The following is a 19473-nucleotide window of genomic DNA, read 5'->3' on the forward strand; positions in this document are numbered from 1 at the left end:
TAGTTATTAAATTTACAATGGATAAAAGTTGGAAATTTAAAGTTGCAATTTATTAAACTAACTACTTGCAAAACACATCATCAAAGCATATGAGTGTATTGGAATATATTTGCTTAAAATAGTACCAAAAGCAAAGAATGTTGTAGCTATTAGTAGACCTATTCCTAAGTCTGTATACTCTATTCTCTTTTGATCCTCATCTTGCTCTACTATCTCCTCTTGAGATTTTAAAAGTTTTCCCTCTCCACTCAAGCTTGGATATTTTTTACCTAACTTATCTAATAGTCCACCAAAAACTATTGCTAAAGCATTTCCCAATCCAACTGCTGGTACCATAACAGCTAATAACTCTGTTGGTGTCTGATTGAAAGAGGTACTGAAAATCTGAGCCAAAGGAATAGCTCCAGCTCCCATTCCTCCTCCCATAATAGGAATAGCTATAAAGAAAATAGATTTCAAGAATCCATATCCTGTTATAAATCCTACCAATCCTGTCAATAGAACTGATACAGCAACTCCACCCAATATTACAGGCAGATATCCCAATGCTGCTTTCATCAGTAGTTTTCTATCCATTCCTAGAATACTACCTACAATTAGAGCTGCAATATAAAAATCTAAAAAGCTCTCCTTTGTCATAAAGTTCTTCATAATAGCTAAAGATTTCTCTGGGATCACATTATAATATACCAAAAAAGCTGATAAGAATATAATAACAATAGGTCCTCCACCCAGATAATCTTTTACAATAGGAGTCTTATTTCCTATAAAATCAAAAATTACACCAATGACAATCATTAATGGTAAAGCCCCTAACATTCCTGTTGGTAATTTTCCCATTGCAGTACAAGTTATAACAACTAGACAGATTGGAATAAAATATTTCATTTCAATTCCAGCTAATTTAAATTTTGTGCTCATTACAATCATCTCCTTAATTTTCATTTAAATAGCCCAATACTGATATACTACATTCATTTCCAATTGTCAAGAGTGTATTTATATTATTTTTACTCTTGTTCCTCTCTCACCAAAAATTGCCTTCTCAACCTGTAGTTTCTTATCAATTCTAACTTTCAAATCCTCTAAGTGAGTGATTATTCCAATATTTATATTTTCCTCTCTTCTAATACTCTCAATAGCCTCCATAATCTTGTCTAGAAGATTGCTATCTAAGCTTCCAAATCCTTCATCTAAGAAGAAAAACTCCAATGGCACCTTCCCTTTTAATTGTAACTGCTTAGAAAGAGCTAAAGCTAAACATAGTGATACTATGAAGATCTCTCCACCAGATAGAGTTCCAACCCTTCTCTTTACTCCCTCATTGAATACATCTATTACATAGAAGTCACACTCATCATCTGTATATAACTTATATCTACCATTTGTAATTTTATTCACATAATAAGAGGCATTCTCCATAACTCCTCTTAATTTTCTAGTTGTTAAGTAGTTTACAAAACCACCACTACTAAATTTACTTAATAAATCCTCTGCAATAGCCAACTCTTTTCTAAGTTCTTTCAACTCTTTTCCCTTCTCTTTTGAAAGAGCCAATTGTTTTTTCATCTCATCAATATCCATATTTAATCTCTGTAGATCCTCAATTAGCTGAACTATCTCCTCTTTTATTCCCTCTTTAACTACTTGTATCTCTTCCCATTTTTCTATAGAAAACTCTTTTCCAGCTATATTTTCCTCTGATTTTTTCAATAGAATAGTAACTTTTTGATATCTATCTTCATAACTATTGATATCCTGTGTATATGAAGTCTCTTCAATCTCATTGATACAGTTATCCTCTATCTCCTCAATTGTTATAAAGTTATATTTACCCATCAACTCATCTATCTGTTTTTTTAATTTCTCAATCACTCCATCTAAACTCTTAACTTCTACCTCACATCTATTAATTCCCATTCTATTCTCATCTATTGATTTTTTACTCTCCTGTAGCTCACTCTCTCCTCTTTGGATAGAAGCTCTCAATCTCTTCATCTCTAAATCATAAGCTTCAATCTTTTTATAATTTTCTCTTAAAATCTCTCTTCTAGAATTTAAACTCTCTATATCTTGATTTAGAAACTCCTCACCATACTTTTCTATCTCAGAGTTTAATCTATCTATCTCCCCTTCCAATTCTAAATATGCTCTCTCTTGCTTCTCATTTTTTTCCACCAATCTTTCTAGTTCTAGCTCTATATTTTTAACACTCTCTGATAACCCTTTTACTAGATACTCTAACTCTTTTTTAGCTGAACTTAATCTCTCTAGCCTTTTCTCCTCTTCTTCCAAACTCTTTTGAAATCTATCTCTGTCTGTCATCAACTCTTTTAAAATATCTTCATCTATCAATCTATCCTCATAATATACTTTTAATCTCTCAATATTTCTCTCTAAGCTCTCTATCTCTCCATTTTTTTTACCAATAGTTACAGTGTTGTTGACTTTTTTATCCTCTAAATTTTTTAGTTCTTTTTTTATGATTTCAATATCTTCACTCTCTTTATGCTCCAACTTCATATGATGTATAGATCCACAAACAGGACAAGGCTCTCCCTCTTTCAGATCTTTGGCTAGTTCATATGCAAGATTCTCTCTTTTTTTACTCTCTAACTCCTCAACTGCTCTTTCTAGCTCTATTTTCTCCTGATGTAAACTCTCTAACTCCTCTTTTAACTTACCTATTCTTACTAAATTTAACTCTCTCTCCTGTTTTTTCTCTTGATAACTTTCAAAAACTCTTTGATACCCTTCGATTTTTACCCTATATTCGTCTATACTCTCTCTATCTATCTCTGGAAAAGCAAGTGACTCTCTACTTTTTGTCTCTAGCTCCTCTCTCTTAGCTTGAAGTTCAATATTTTTCCTATCTCTAATCTCTTTTAACTCCTCAACTTCAATTGCTATTCTCTTTAAATACCCCTCTTTAGATTTTACTATCTCTTTATTTTTTAATACCTCATTTATTTTTTCCTCTTCATCTCTGCTATAATCAACTTTTTCCCTCTTATCTTGAATCTCAATATTCTTCTCTCTCTCTTTTTCAATCTCTTTGTTCAAATTGTCAATATTTGAAAGTAGAGCCTCCTCTTTCAATCTCAATTGAGTTAAACTTTCAATTACTCTTTTCTTCTCTTCTTCCTTTTCTTCAAATTCAACAATAACCTTTTTTACCTCATTAGCATTTCTACCACAAAGTAATTTGGCTTTTTTGTACTCTATATCATCTCTTTCACCGTCTAGTTGCTCTTTCTCTTTAGAGTAAAAACTAAACTCTTCAAAATCTTTTTTCAAAGAGTTTAATTCAACAAACCTCTTTTCAATCTCCTTCTCTTCTTCAACTTTTCTCTCTTTTATAGATAATCTCTCATCTCTTAGAGTTTCCAACTCTTGAATCTTTTCAATGCTTACCTCTAAAAAGCTCTCCATCTCTTGAGATAACTCTTTATCCTTAGCTTTTAACCCCTTTACCCTCTCTCTGATTCTATCTTGTAATCTCTGTCCATATCTTTCCATAGCAAAGATTTTCTCAAGCATTATTCTCTTATCTTTTCCTTTAAGTTTGACAAACTCACTAAATTTTCCTTGAGGTAAAACAACAGTTCTCAAAAAATCCCCTATTGATAAACCAAACTCCTCCTCTATCTGACTTTTGATCTTAGTTGATGAGTCAGCTATTATCTCCCCATTCTTTATTAATAATTGTTCTTTTGTTTTTAACTCATCTTGACCCTTACTCTTTCCTAGAGCATACTTTCTCTTTATCTCATAAGTATCCTCTCCCAAAGCAAATTTAAAATATATCTCAAGCTTTTTAGATGAGGTATTCAAAAAATTCTTTAGACCATTTTTTTCATTAGCAAGTTCCGAAGCTCTAGGAATATCTCCATAGATAGCCAATATCATAGCATCTAAAATAGTAGATTTTCCACTACCTGTCTCTCCAAATATTCCAAACAGTCCATTTTCACATAGCTTTTCAAAATCTATAACCTGTTTCTCCTTATAGCTTTGTAATCCCTCTATCTCTAATAAAATTGGTCTCATTCTACTCCTCCCCACCTAACAATTCCATAAATAGATCTATTGTCTCTTCACTTGGCTCTATTCCATCAAATTTTTTGTAATACTCTATGAAACTATCTTTAATATTGATTTCACCATTTTCAAAATAATTTACTTCTTGGTTCTCTTCACTATTTTGGTATGCAATACTTAGTTCAACTATATTTTTATTCTTTTTAATCTCCCTAATCTCTGCTCCAGATAGATACCTATCAGTTTCAACTTTTAAATATACCCATTCTTCTACCTTCATAAGCTCTTTAGATAGGTTTATAGCCTCTTCTACACCTATCACCTCATATCTCTTTATAGGCTTATAATTTTCTAGCTCTATCTCCCTTATATCTGTTTGTAGCTCCCCTTTTAATTCTGCTATTATCACTTTTTTCTTATATCTATTCTCTGTAACTCTATACTCTATCGGTGATCCTGAATAACAAGCTCTCTTCTTACTATATTTTACTGGCTTGTGTATATGCCCAAGTGCTATATAATCAACATCAGGTAGATCATTTAAGTCTACTCCCTTACTTCCACCTAATTCGACTCCTCTCTCATCTCCATCACCAATACTTCCCATAATGAATAGATGAGCCATTACAACTTTTGGAATATTCTCCAATTGAGAAACTCCATATTTCAATACCCTTCCTATCTTTTTAGTATAAGGTAAATCCTCATCACTCTCTTCAAATAAATTTCTATACTCATCATTTAATATAGCTTCACTCATATATGGTAACGAATAAATATATACTCTCTCTCCACCTATATTTAATAACGCCCCTCCTTGAGTGGCTCTCTCTATCTCAAACTCCCCATATTTTCCTAACTCTTTCTCTTCAAAAGGTTTTTCATATATTATTATTCCAAACTCTTTAGCTAAATTCTTTGAGGCTACCAATCTCTCTGCACTATCGTGGTTACCTGGAATTATAACTATGGCTCTCTTACCAAAATTTGATATTTTTTTCATTGCATCAAAAAATAGTTTCTCTGCCTCTGAACTTGGTGCTGGTGTATCAAATATATCCCCAGCTATTAATATTAACTGCGGATTCTCTTCATTTACTATTTTTTCAAGTGTATCTACAAATTTTTTCTGTTCCTCTATTCTTTTTGATCCTTCCAATCTCTTTCCTAAATGCCAATCTGAAGTGTGTAATATCTTCATTTCACTCCCCCTTAATTTGTAATTTACTCAACCCTATCATAACACATATATCAATTTCTTTCAAATAACAAAACTTCATCTAAAATAATAGTTTATTATAAAAAGTGCTGTTGAAAACCAATGAATAAAAATCATCAGCTTACAACAGCTTATTTTTGAAAATAATTTCTTACATTTTTAAATTGTGTAACTCATCCAATAGAGTTTCTCTAATTTTGATATATCTTTCTCCCACTAATCTATCAAAATATTTATTTAAACTCTCATTTTCGCCTCTTTCTAAATTTATTGGAATACAATGACTTATTCTACAAATCTCTTTAACCTGGGATATATATTCTGATATTTTTAGATTAGATATATCTCTATTAGCTTTTTTGGATATTTTTGTTTTATTTAATACACTATTAAGAATATGGCTCTTATCATTTCTTACTTTAGATGAAAGTTCACCTAATTTCTTATCTCCACCTAAAGGAACCAAATGATGCTCTTCTAACTTATATTCTGGATCACTTAAAATTTTACTATATATTCTTTCTTCCTCATCTATCAATAGATCAAATGGATTTCTACTTAAAACATATGATAATATACCTTTTACAACCGGAGTTGGAGTTAATGATCCATCTTTTAGAGTTTTTAAATCTGAATACTCATCTACTGTTAAAACTTTATTTATTTTATTCTCTATTAGATCAATTACTTTTTTGTCTCTGTAATTTTCTTCTATTATCCAATGACATAGAGTTTTTAAATCATCTATTGCTCTTATATTCTGTTTTTCTCTATATCTTCCTGTAAAAACAGAAACCCAATACCAATATTCCAACTTATCTAATGCTTTTTTACTTGTCCAAATCTCATCTCTACTTAATAAATAAGCTAAAGGAATGAGAGTTAATTCAAAAGATATATCTCCTAATTCAATTATTCCTAATCTTAAATTACAAAAAGCCAATGTTCTCAATATTGAGTCTATTGTTTTCTCTGTTAAACTATTTATTCCTTCAGGTGTCATTTCAAAAATTTTATCTCTTTTTATATGATCAACTTTTAACGATTCATAATCTGTATCAATATGAAAAAATATAGATAGGGTATTTAAGTATTGATTTTTTATTTTTTTACTAATCTCATCATTTAATGTCATCAATCTCAATCCTCTAGCATTCCATTCTTTTTCAACTCCAATTACACTTTCTGGAATAGTGATATCTTTTTCTAAATACTCTCTAACTCTTTGGGTCAAAGCTTTCTCATTAGAATCTTTTGCTGACTTAGCCACTATCAAATCAAAATTATCTAGTGGTGTCCCTCCTTTATTTATTGTCTCAAATATTGCTATTCCTCTACTTATTTCATTTTTTTCTATCTCTATCAAACTAATCTCTTGTCTCAAAAGCTTGTCTAAAAAGTTTCCTACTTTCACTCTCCAGTTAGCACAAATTTCATATTTTAGCTTCTCTTTTAAGTTCTCGTAATCAACTAAAGTACTCAATGAACAAGTTAGCTCTGGTCTTGAAAAATATCTTTGTATTTTTTGAAGTTTTTTAACTTCATCCTCTTCCTCTTCAATCTCTAGAAATATCTCATTTATTCTATTATCTGCTATCCTACTCAATATATACTGTTGTATATTTTTATCTATAACTAATCCATTTAATGGAATCAAATACTCTCTAGCACATTTTTTTATATATTCATTTTTTCTTTCTATATCGTTTAAGATAATCTCTCCACTTGAATTTAAAAATTTGTACTCTGGATGATACCAACAATCTTTCTTAGTTTTTAATATTCTGAAAACCTCTATATTATCTACTACCTCTTGTGGAGTAAATTTTCTTAGATTTTCATTTGCAAAATTTAAATCTTCATATCCAAAAATATCAAAACTATCCTCATCTAAATTCTTCATTCTTAAAAACCAGACATTTCTTAGTTTACCATATAATCTTGTCCAATTATCTTCCCAATTTTTATCAAAAAAATTATAAAATATAGATTTTAATGTACTCATTCTTTGTTGTCCATCTAATAGATAATAACACTCTTCTCTTGCTCCTTCTACTTCTTCTTTAAAGCATAGTTTTCTGTAGTTAAAATCATCTGGACTTCCTTTTAAAAGTAAGATACTACTTATTGGTAGCTCTACAAGAAAAGTAGCTAATAACTCTTTTTGTTGCTTTTCTTCCCAGACAAATTCTCTTTGAAAGTTTGGTAATACTATTTTTCCTTCATTCTCATCTTCAAAAATATCATATAAAGCCCTTACTTTCATATAATTTCTCCTTTTTGATAATTATTTTAAATTATATCCAATATATCAACAACATCATTATTCTCATTTTCAAACTCTGTCATAAATTCCAATATATTTAAAATATAATCTTCGCTGTTTTTGGCATTCAACATTATCTTTTCGTATAGCACCTCTACTCCACCTAATATATAGCTATTAAAATGTTCTAAATCCTTTTCTCCTTCAGGTGTTCCTATATTTTTAAAAGCCTTTTCTATTCTCATTTCCATAGAGCTTTCATATTTTTTATCTCTTAACATTATCAATCTATAATTATATATTGCTTCATCCTTTATTCTTAACATTTGTTCTAAAAATATCTTAGTATTTTCATTTTTACCTTCAGAATTTAGAGAACTATCTATTTTACCTTGACGTTTATATATAAATCCTATTATTGGAGCTAACAAAAAAACATCTAAATTTCTACTTAAAATTTGATACTTCCCATCTCCACCAAACTTTCCAGTTAAATCTTTTACAAATTCTGCGTGTTTTCCTCTAAAAACATATTCCCTCTCAAACATCTTTCCACTTCCTATTTTACATTAGTATTAAATTCATTAATTTTTTCTAAATTGTACATCTTTCCTATCTTATTTTTTAAATTTTCTTTAGCTAAATCACCATCTGTATCTTTTATAAAAATTATTACTTGTTCAGCAATCTCAGGTAATACCTCACATACCTTTTTTATTCTATGCTTATCAAAAGCTGATAATGGAGCATCCATAACTAACGGATAAGGCTCTGATGCTAACTCTTTATTTTCATTTTTCTGATACTCTCTAGCTAATTTTATTATTCCACTTATAAAAGCAAAAATTACTGATATACTCTGTGCTGTTGAAGTCTCTGTTTCATAATTATCAGCTTGAACTTTTATTCCATAATTTTTATCAATATCTAGACTCAATCCACCTTCATATATAGTTTTAAAAATACTATTAATTTCATCTTCCAAATAATTTCTTAACTCTGTTTCCTTTTCATTCAGAATTTTACTTAAATACTCATATACTCCTAAAGCATAAGCTTTATAAATCTCTATTTTTCTATTTTCCTTATTTGTTAAATTTAACTCTGTTATTTTTCTTTCTAAATTTGTCACTAAGTATTCTCTCTCGATTGTATCCTTACTTAATTTTTCTCTCTCTTCTCTTAATCTTTCTAGATCTACTTCAGCATTTTTTCTATCTCTTGTTAGATCATTCACTGTTTTAGTTACATCTTTTCCTAAAAGTTTCTCATCAAGAGCAATTAATTCATCTCTAATTTCCAATAATTTCTCATTTAATTTATCAATATCCGTATAATTTTCTTGAATATGTCTGTATATATCATTTTTCTGCTTTGCTCTAATATTTGACTCATTAGTGAAAATTCCTATTAATGTTCCTAATGATTTTGGGGGTAGATATTCTAATAACTTTTCTAAATTTTTATACTCTTCACTTCCCTCCTCAATATCTCTTCCACAAATACATTTATGATGTTCTAACAGATATTTTATAGCCTTTGAACTTAGCTCTGGAATTGACTTTTCATCATATTTTAAATTAGTTAATTCTCCAATAGTATCTAATATCATATATCTTGAAAAGAACGATAATGCTCCTGAATTAAAATCTTTAAGTAAAGAACTTATCTTTTCAGTCTTTTGCTTTTCATAAGCTAGTTTTTCACTTTCTTTTTTATCTCTTTTCTCTTGAAGCTTTTTAGATTCCTCCATAAATTTTAATTTTTCTTTACATTCAGCTATTATCTCTTTTGAACTTTTTTCTTGTTCCTTAATCTCATTCATACGTTGTTGATTTTTTTCAACTGTTTCTCTTAAATTTCTTAATTTCCTTGTGTAATCTTTTACTTTTGAGTTACTATTTTGATCATAACTTTCTTCATATCTACCTATAACACTCTGCTTAGATCTAGGCTTTAAATGATCAAGAGCTGAAATTATTACATTTAATCCCAATAGACCTCTTACAGCTTCAGCAAATTCATTACTTCTTTTTCCCCCTTGAACTTCCTTACTCATCTTTTCTATTCTTTCTCCATCAAAGAAAAAGTATTTTGAAAGTTCACTTGGTAAAATATTTCTTATCTCCTTCTCCCAATCATTTACTTTTATAACTGTGCCATCTTTTCTTTTTAGTACTAATCTTACCTCTGGTGCTTCCTGAATTAATCTATTATTTCCTTTTTTCTGATATCTCTGTTCTCTTGTTATTTCATATCTAATCTCACCATGTTCTAGTCCTATTTTAACTTCAACACTTGTTCCAAAATTATTTTCTAAATTTTTTTCAACATCTTTATTTAAAACATCCTTTATTTTAAAATTTGTTTCTCCGTATAAACACCAAGAAAATGCTTGTGCTAAAGTAGTTTTACCAGTTCCATTATTTCCCATTATTATAGTTACATTTTTATACTCATCAGTGGAAAACTCAATTTTTGCATCTTTTAATTGTCTGAAATTTTTTAATTCCATATATATAATTTTCATTAATCTATCTCCACCTCTTCCTCAATAATTTTCTTAATTTCTAATACTATTTTAGCATCTGTTAATTCTCTTGTTTTTAAATTTCCTTTTTCTAAAATAACAGTTTTCTTTGCTATCTTTTCAACTATTTTCTCATCTATTTTAATAGCATTCTCCATAATCATTTTCCTCCTCAAAATATCTTATATTATCCTTATAGGCTTCTTTTATATCGAAAATAAACTTTCTAGCAGTAGCTGGATTCATTGCTAATTTCCCAAATTCTTCCATTCTAATCAACTCTTTTTTTACTAAAGAGATATCCATTTTTAATTGCTCAAGAGTTAAATACTGCACAGTATCTAATGGACGTGGTAAAGTTATAAAATCATAAATCTCTGCAAAATCTTTAGTAATATTTTTAGATTTTCTTAAAACCCTTCCTCTTCGCTGAATATACTCTTTAGGATTAGTTGTACTCGCTAGAATAAAAACAGTTTTTATATCTGGAATATTTACTCCTTCATCTAAACATTTAATAGCTACTAATCCTTGTAAATATCCTTTTTCAAAAGCATCCTTTATTTCTTTTCTCTCATCTATACTCTCTTCAGAAGTAAATTTTGCCACTCTCATATCTAGTTCATTTCCCAATACTTGAGTAACTGCTGTAATCTGTTTTAAATCTTTCTCATTAGTTTCAGATATATCCTTATTTTCTATCAAAACATTAGTTGCCCCACAATAAACAAGAATAAATTTATCATCTTTATAGGGAAGGATATTCTCTTTTAGTTTTGATAATTTATTTTGGGCTCCTGCAATTATTCTAGCTCTTTGAATAGCTAAAATCTCACCATACGAATCTAATTTTTTTCTTCCTTTATCATCTACAGTTATATGCCTACATATTTCATAAGTTATATTTGTATACTCTTCCAATTCATTGGGTGTTAAATAAATCGGTATTGGATAATACTTATATGGTGTTAATTTTCCATCAGCAATAGCACGTTCTAATGTATATTCAATTACCTTTTCTCCAAAAAATTCATATAATTTATTAGTTCCTACCTCATCATTATGCCTATCTAATGTAGCAGAAAGTGCCAATCTATACTCATATCCTTCGTGCAAAGTTTTCAAAAGTTTAGTTGATCCAAAATTATGTGCTTCATCTACTATTAAAAGTTTTCTTCCTTTTATTTCATCCAATTTATCTTGAACATAATTTGAAGTAAAAGTTGCATTTGTACAAATAAAGCAACAAAATTTCTTTGATTCTATCTTTAAATTTTGATTTCTAATTGCTCTATTTAATCTATCTTTCCAATCTTTTTGTTTAGAAGAGCTATAACCAATTATTGGTTTTATATTAAATCTAACTATATCTTCTACCCATTGCTCTACTAAATGTTGATAAGGGCAGACTATTATAACGAAAAGTTTATTATCCACTTCTTTTGATAATGTACACAGAGCTCCTAATCCTGTTAAGGTCTTTCCAGATCCTGTAGCCATATCAAAAATACCTCTATAATCTCTATTTTTCCAATTTTCAATAGCCTCTAATTGATAATCATATAGTTGTATATTATTTGGAATAATTGGATAATTATTTTTCGGTAAAATATCTTCCTCTTTAACCTCCTCATCAAAAGCACTATCTTCTTTAACTGGATATCTTTTTACAAACTCTTTTTTTAATTCAGGAAATTCTAAAATCTTAATATTATTTTCACTATTGTTCCAAATTCTATCAAAAGCTTTATCTTTTCTTTCAGCTCTGCTTCCATCTCTCCAAGAACAAAATACATCTATTGTTTCATAATTTGTTTTCATAGCTGTTAAACTTTCATTCATAGAGCCTGAAAAAGCTACCAAATTCCCATTTTCATCTTCAAATATTCCCATCTTTTCATGATACATTCCTAAAGCTGAATCATTTTCCATAAAAGCTATTTTTATATCCAAATAATTTTGGGCTATCAATGAAGATAATAAACTGATCTGCTTTCTTTCAATCTCATCTTTCGGATTGGAAAGTTCCATAAGAATATTTTCTTTCATCACTTCTTCTCTCAATTTGTAACCCAATTCTATATCTACAATATCCTTTTCAGATAATTTAGGAGAAGCAATCAATTTTATTTTTCCATCATTTTTTATAAATTCATTGATCCCTTTAGCTATTTCAGCCAATGAAGATGATGAGAAAAAACCAACAGCTCTTTTATAACTTATGCTATTTTTTAACAATGGTATATAAAACTCTCTAATAATGTCATCTTGTAAGGATCGATATTCCTCTTTAATTTCTAATTCTTTTAAACTCATTTTATCCCCTTTTAAGAATTTTTTTCTATGTAATCTAGAACTTTATCCAGTTGTTCCAAATCTTCATCTTCAGTAAAATATCCTATACTGAATCTAACTGTTCCTGCTGGATAAGTATTAAAAAACTTGTGAGCATATGGAGAGCAATGTAATCCTGTTCTCACTGCTATATCCATATCACTCAATACCTGTCCTATCTCATCAGCCGAATAATTCTTAAATCTACAAGAAACAACTCCTACCTGTTTTTCTCGTTCTTTATACCCAATTAATTCTATATTTTTATATTTTTCTAAAATTTTTATTAATTTTTTAAAAATACTCTCTTCCTTAGCATAAATACTCTTTATTCCAATATCTCGAATCCATTTTAAAGCAGAATTTAATCCAGATATTGCCAAAATATTTTGACTTCCAGCTTCATATCTAGCTGGTAAATTATTAGGCATATCCTGATTGGCAGAGTCTACACCTGTACCACCAAATATCAATGGCTTTAGCTCTATTCCTTTTTTTAAAATTACTCCCGATACTCCAAATGGTCCATAAAGTGTCTTATGTCCAGCAAAAACAACTGCATCTATATTTTCATTTCCAACATTTGTCTCTATAAGTCCCGCAGTTTGGCACATATCAATAATGTTAAATGCTTTATATTTTTTACTTTCTCTAGTTATCTCTTCAATTGGAGCAACTATTCCAAATACATTGCTACAATGACTTATAATTATATATTTAGGTGGCTTTTTTTCAAAATTTTGATATATTTTTTCTAAATCATATTCACATAACTCTCTATTAAAATCTAATATTTCAATATTTAACCTATATTTTTTCTCTAAATTATGCAAAGTTCTTGTTACTGAATTATGCTCAAATGGAGATATATATATGTTTATATCATTTTCCCACTCCACTCCATTTAATAATAAATTTAACCCTTCAGTAGCTGTATTAGTAAAAATCACCTCTTTATTTTCACAATGTAGTAATTTTTTTAATAACTCTCTGGTTTCTTCAACTAAATAATTTGCTTTTGAAGCTAACTTATGTTGTCCTCTTCCTACATTGACTCCATTCTCTCTATAGAAACTATCCATAAAAGAGTACACTTGCTCAGGCTTTGGAAATGTAGTGGCTGAATTATCAAAATATGCTATTTTCATCTAAATCCCCCTAACAAAATTTCTCCAATATCTCTATTAATATCTGTCTTATCTCCTGTTGAGATATTGATTCCCCCATCTCATCTATAGAACTCAATAGATCGTTATAAAGTAAACTTGCTCTTCTTGTATATTCTACTTTATCAAAAGTTTTAGCCTGTTCATTTCCATTTTCATTTACAAAAGTTATTTTATAAGAATTATTTTTCCCCTCTTCTTTATTCAAAGAATTACTATTAAACTCCTCTACAGTAATTTTAAACTCTTTAACTTCTTGTAAAAATTTAATTATTATACTATTATTCCAATCTTCTACTCTTAAAGAGGTTAACATTCTTGCTATTTTTTCAATAAAAACTATCTCATTATTTTTAGAACTACGAATTAATTCCAAAACTCTACTTTCATTCTTATTAAAAATATGTTCTTTAGTTTTTTCATTTAATTCTTCTTCCCAATTTTTCATTATTGAAATTAGAGATTGGTCACTATTTTTACTAAATATTTTCTTCACATCTTCTATTAATCTCAATTTTAATTTCTCTAATAATCCTTCAAAATATACCTTTGTTCTTTTTATATCTTGTAATATATCTAAGTCTAATTTATTATATCCATATATATTCATCAGTTTCTCAAAAATATACTCTCTTGGATTATCTATTTCTAATTTTAAACTATTTAAAAACTCTTTTTTTACTCTTTCTATCTCTTGATATTGATCTTCTCCAACATATTCACTTATTGTTTCCTTACTATATTTTGGTAAAGATAAATACCATTGTTTCATACTTCCAACTTGATATTTGAAATTATTTAGTCCCCCATTATCTCCAACTGTATACTCGTCAAATATTTTTGTTAACTCTGTCAGGTAATTCCCTTTTTCCTCATTCCAATCTTCAATATATACTGAATAACTCTCTGGATTTTCATTTATCTTATTTAAAAGTTCAACATCTATTTTTTCTTCTACTTCATTATTCTTAATTATTAAGAACTTTTTATATTTATGTATTAATAGAGCTAAATATATTGGAATTACTCCTCTTTTTATTCCAATATTATTTTCTGGTAATAATAATCTATCATATAATTCCTTAAAGTTTCTCCAATTTGATATTATCTCCTTAGATAAAAATCCATCTATAATTTTTAAAATATTTTTTAATTTTTCATCCTCTATATCTAGGTTAATTTCCAAATTATCATATATATTCTTTTTTAATATTCCTTTATTTAAAAGTAAACTTCTAACTATAGTTACTTCTTGTCCTGTACCTCTTAAAGATAGATTTTCTTCTAAAACATTATCTAATAATTTTCTTACTATCTTATTTCTGCTATTTAATGTTGCTGTAGATATAATATTTTTATTTATAGTTTCATTATTTATCAATGGTGTTTTATAAAAAATTTTTTCACATATATCTGACAAGAGATTTGAAAGGTGAGCTTTTCTATAAATTCCTCTCTTTTCTCCCAAATAATAATATTCAACCTCTAATCTTTCTGGACGAACAAAGGAATCTATATAATTAAAAATAACCTCTTGTAAATCATTTTGAATTAACTCATATTCATCTCTTAAAACACTATCATCTTGTGCTAGTCGTTTTAACTCCTCTATACTTTTATATCTATATATTAGACTACTGATATTCTTGTATTTTTTAGGGAGTATGAATATCATCTGTTCATCTTTAATTTCGCTCTTTAACTTCTCCTGTAAGTCTTCTATATTATCTTGTGAAGCTGGAATTACCCCAAAAACAACTCCATCACTAAACTCATCCCTTATTTCTAAATATCTTTTACTATAAATATCTCCACTTTTTATAAAAACAAAATTAAAATATCTCATTATTTCATTTTCATCATTATATCTAGTTGGATAAAGAAAATTATCAAATGGTAAGTTATTAAGTAAATCTATATAAGGTATTTTAGTTAAGTGTTTCTCTCTATATCTTATAATTTCATTCTCTATATCTACACCACTACTTTCTTTTATCTTTAAGTAATTATTACTCAATTTTAAATAGACTATACATTCTTTTTCTTGTAATTTCTTTAAAACTTCAATTATAGTTTCAACGGAATATTCACTTTTATATATCTCTATTATTGTATCGCGAGTAGGAGCTATTCTTTCAAATTGTTCAATAAAATATATTAATGCTATTGTCTTTAAAATTTTACTCTCTAAAGAATTTTCTTCCACTTTTACTAAGACTGTTTTTAATAGTTTATATGTCTTATAAATATCACTATTGTAATTTTCTTTTTTTAACAACGGATCAAAATAATCAAAAATATAATCAGGAGTTATTATCTTAAATTTATCTTCGTCATATGTTTTTAAGTAACTATTAAGTGTATATTTTTGCTCTGCTGATAGAAATGTAAATAAAGTTCTTTCATTTTGAGCTATTTTTTCTGAAATCCTTGGAAGTATAAAAGTTGAAATTGGATGTAATGGATAACAACCTTTAATAATATTCTCTCTATCCTCTCTTCCAACATTTAATCCTTCAGTTATTGTTGTGCTTTCTTGCAAAATCTCAAAATTATCTTTATACTTTATTTGGAATTTTTTCCAGTATTTTTCATCTTTTTTTATAACTTGTGATATTACATCATAAGTTTGTTCAAAATTATCTTGTACCAAAATCTCTTTGAATCTTCCTGAAACACCTGTCCAAGCATCTATTTTTTCTTTAGTTAAATTTTTGGAAAAATAGTTTGATAACTCTTTGTGACTTATCAATAAGAGATGAAGTTGTAAACTTCCACTTCTATTACATTTTTCTGCAAAATCCTGCAATAATTTAACTTCATTATTCCCAGTATTTTCAATATTTCCTTCTAAATATTTACTAAACTCATCATATACTACATATATCCCTAGATATCCCTTTTCTTTTAACTTTATAGCTACTTTCTCATATAAATCAACTATATCTATTCCATTAAAAGGGTTAAAACTACTTCCAGAAGTCAATTGTGGATATATCAATTCAAATCTTTTATAGCTTTCAAAATCATACTCTTTTATTTTTAAAATAAAATTTGTAATTGGTTGCTCCAATTTTTCTTTTAATTTTTCATATGTTTCTGGGTAATTATCTTTCCAATTCTCTATTGTTGCTATTACAGCTGAATAATTTGTATCTGGTATAAGTTCTTCCAAATCTTCATTTTTTAATGTTTGTTGTAATCCTAAAAGAAACGACTGAGATAATGTACTTCCATTTCCAGAAATAACTATTGGCAAAATTTTTCTGTCACTCTCTATATAAGAACTTATAAATTCATACATATCTTTGTTATAGCTTTTAATTTTTTCCAATACTCTAGCAAATATCTCTTTATTCTTCTTAAATAACACAGATAAAGCTACAAGAACTATATGAGATTTACCTCTTCCATATGCTCCTACTAGCATTTTAGCTCTTTGTGTAGAGTTTATATTTGTACTTAATAAAATTTCTTCTATTATTTTTATTGCTGATACTGTTGGTATAAAATTTTCTATCTTTCTATCATCATATAGATCAAGAGCTATATTTATTGAAGTTTGAAAATCTTTTACTGTTTCTATATGTTTCTTTCCCATATCTCTTCTCCATTAATAACTATTTATTGAATTGTAATACTCTTTTACTACACCTATATAATCCATATTAGTTTCTATTCTAATTACATCTAAACCTGCGGTTCTAATTACTTTTATATATTCCATTCTTTCCAATATATATAGAATTTTTAAAAGATTTATCATATCCAAATTAAATATTTTTCCTATACTTTTATCTTCATCTAAAATAGATGATATTTTAACCTCTTTCTTTTCTGGATATTCTTTTAATATTATTGCCAAAATAATTAGAGGATGTAACTTTTCAAAAACTATTGGTACTTTTTTATAAATTTTCTCTTTTTTATCTAATATATCTATCAAATTTAATTCTCCAAGTGGACAATCAATATTACTCTCTGGATTTATTTTACTTGTTGAGCTCTTTATTCTTGGAATATAAGTGCTTAATATACAATTATAATCATCTTCAATAGCTCTTTCAGAAACATCTACTCCATTTATTTTTATATAATTTTTCAATTGATTTATAAAATCCTCTTTCGTAAATTCTATATTAGAAAATACATTAAAGAAAAAATACCAAGATGTTGCCAATTCCTTGTTTATAGCTAAAGAATAATGTAACAGTGCTAATGTTCCAAGTTCTTCAGTATATGGATCATTTTCATTTATTATTTTTCCTAATTCTGTAAGCTCTTGCATTTTTTTCCCACTCATTTTTTCTTTACTAATTCCAACAGCTTGTAACCAGTATCTCAAGGATTTAATCATATTAGTCCCTATACCTAAAATATCACTAGGATTTCCATTTACTCCCATAAAAACATATGGATCTTTTATTATATTCCTCATTCCTTTATTAAGCCACCCTTTTCTTATAAAAAAAGTTTCGTGCCCTCTAAATTTCATTTTCTCCATTCTTTTCTCCAAACTATTTTAATTTTTTGTTTTTAAATATCTATCCATCAAACAACCACCTACTAAATACTTAGGTGTTACACACATCTTACATCTTTTACATTTATTATCTGAAATATGGTATTCATCATATTTTATTGAAATAGCTCCAAACTTACATAATGACTCACATTTTAAACATTTTCTACAAGCATTATATTTTTTGATTTGATAGGCTATCATTCTTTGAATATCTTCAATTTTTTTTACATTCATAGTTTTTATTTTTACAGAATACTCATATCCTTCCTGTACAAATGGTTGGATAGATATTATTGGAATATTTGTTTTTATATCCACAATTATTCTTTCTTTTACTAATTTTCTTCCAAGTTCTGGTGCATACCTTCCAAAAGGTAAAAACAATTCATAAAACCACTCATCTATTGGCTTATTTAATTGATAAATTTTTGCTTGTTCTTCAGCCGTACAGTTAGAAAATTTTATCTTTATATCATCTGATGCTTTTAATCCATTTCCCCCTTGTCTAGCCTTCCACTTTCCACTATTTACATAAACTTCTGGATCTGGTTTTCCAATCTTTTTAGCAAATTCAATTAAAAATTCTTTCCATTTTTCACTTTGTTCAGGCATATATATACTTGATAAAAACTGAGCTCTTTCATTATTATTTGGGCAACACCAACACCCCACTCTGTCATATCCTAAACGATAAGCATCGTTAAAATCTATTTTTTCACCAAGAATATATAACCAGATATCAATATCTTTCCAATAAAAAATTGGTGATGCTACTGTTTGTTTATTAATTTTAATTGCATCTGCACTATTCTCAACTCTATTATATTTACTTCTACTTACAGATTCGCATTTTCTTATTCCGTAAAATGTTAATACTTGCTTATCTTTATATAAATTATTCAAAACCCTTGTTATCGGTCCTGTCTTAAACATTGAACAACACCATCTTAACATCCTTGCTGGTGGTCCAATATCTTCACAAACTTTATAAAAATTTTGTTCCTTATTTTTTGCTACTTTAAATATTGCTTTCCTATTATTTTCTCTAAATCTATTAACATACTCCATTGTCATAGGAAATTCTAAAGTTGTATCTCCAAAAATATGTACTAAACTTGGTTCACTCAAAGCACGAACAGCTAAATCAGCAGATACTGTTGAGTCTTTCCCACCTGAAAATGATAGTATTATATTTTCTAAAGGATAGTTTTTACTTGTTTCTTTTATGAATTCACAAGCCTCATCATACAGATAATTTAATCTATTTTTATTAAATTCAATAAACTTCTGTATATGTTTATTAAAATGATCATAATTGTTTAAAAAAGCGAATTTTTTTAAATTAATTTTTTTAAGCAAATAATATTGGAGGGATATGATGAATTTAGAAAT

At 27.9% G+C, this 19473-nt stretch carries 12 protein-coding genes; all 12 read right to left on the reverse strand.

Annotated features, from left to right (window positions below):
* Window positions 1-57: 57 nt before the first annotated feature.
* On the reverse strand, window positions 58-921 hold the full coding sequence (locus ABNK64_RS09870; RefSeq protein WP_349764252.1) for a 2-hydroxycarboxylate transporter family protein: 864 nt from the start codon (window positions 919-921) through the stop codon (window positions 58-60).
* A gap of 78 nt (window positions 922-999) precedes the next feature.
* On the reverse strand, window positions 1000-4050 hold the full coding sequence (locus ABNK64_RS09875; RefSeq protein WP_349764253.1) for an AAA family ATPase: 3051 nt from the start codon (window positions 4048-4050) through the stop codon (window positions 1000-1002).
* Window position 4051: 1 nt separating this feature from the next.
* Window positions 4052-5242 (reverse strand): metallophosphoesterase family protein, encoded by a 1191-nt coding sequence (locus ABNK64_RS09880; protein WP_349764254.1) that lies wholly within the window; start codon window positions 5240-5242, stop codon window positions 4052-4054.
* A 169-nt stretch (window positions 5243-5411) separates the two neighbouring features.
* On the reverse strand, window positions 5412-7526 hold the full coding sequence (locus ABNK64_RS09885) for a DUF262 domain-containing protein (RefSeq protein WP_349764255.1): 2115 nt from the start codon (window positions 7524-7526) through the stop codon (window positions 5412-5414).
* Between the two features lie 26 nt (window positions 7527-7552).
* Window positions 7553-8074 (reverse strand): hypothetical protein, encoded by a 522-nt coding sequence (locus ABNK64_RS09890; RefSeq protein WP_300343525.1) that lies wholly within the window; start codon window positions 8072-8074, stop codon window positions 7553-7555.
* Between the two features lie 11 nt (window positions 8075-8085).
* On the reverse strand, window positions 8086-10056 hold the full coding sequence (locus ABNK64_RS09895; RefSeq protein ID WP_300343524.1) for an AAA family ATPase: 1971 nt from the start codon (window positions 10054-10056) through the stop codon (window positions 8086-8088).
* Window positions 10056-10214 carry a hypothetical protein gene (locus tag ABNK64_RS09900; protein WP_300343522.1) on the reverse strand — a complete coding sequence of 53 codons (159 nt, stop codon included), beginning with the start codon at window positions 10212-10214 and terminating at the stop codon, window positions 10056-10058. The genes ABNK64_RS09895 and ABNK64_RS09900 overlap by 1 nt, the downstream gene beginning before the upstream one ends.
* Window positions 10198-12372: a DEAD/DEAH box helicase family protein gene (locus ABNK64_RS09905; RefSeq protein WP_349764256.1), complete on the reverse strand. Its 2175-nt coding sequence runs from the start codon at window positions 12370-12372 to the stop codon at window positions 10198-10200. The genes ABNK64_RS09900 and ABNK64_RS09905 overlap by 17 nt, the downstream gene beginning before the upstream one ends.
* A gap of 11 nt (window positions 12373-12383) precedes the next feature.
* Window positions 12384-13538, reverse strand: coding sequence for an aminotransferase class V-fold PLP-dependent enzyme (locus ABNK64_RS09910; protein WP_349764257.1), 1155 nt, complete (start codon window positions 13536-13538; stop codon window positions 12384-12386).
* Window positions 13539-13548: 10 nt separating this feature from the next.
* The gene (locus tag ABNK64_RS09915; protein ID WP_349764258.1) at window positions 13549-17157 is read right to left on the reverse strand and encodes a DUF6079 family protein; all 3609 of its coding nucleotides are present in this window, start codon (window positions 17155-17157) and stop codon (window positions 13549-13551) included.
* Window positions 17158-17169: 12 nt separating this feature from the next.
* Window positions 17170-18060, reverse strand: coding sequence for a DUF4007 family protein (locus tag ABNK64_RS09920; RefSeq protein ID WP_300343513.1), 891 nt, complete (start codon window positions 18058-18060; stop codon window positions 17170-17172).
* Between the two features lie 18 nt (window positions 18061-18078).
* Window positions 18079-19473 (reverse strand): phosphoadenosine phosphosulfate reductase domain-containing protein (locus tag ABNK64_RS09925; RefSeq protein ID WP_349764259.1); only part of this gene is annotated, 1395 nt, incomplete at its 5' end.

Origin of the sequence: Fusobacterium sp. SYSU M8D902, from assembly GCF_040199715.1 — a bacterium.
GTDB lineage: Bacteria > Fusobacteriota > Fusobacteriia > Fusobacteriales > Fusobacteriaceae > Fusobacterium_A.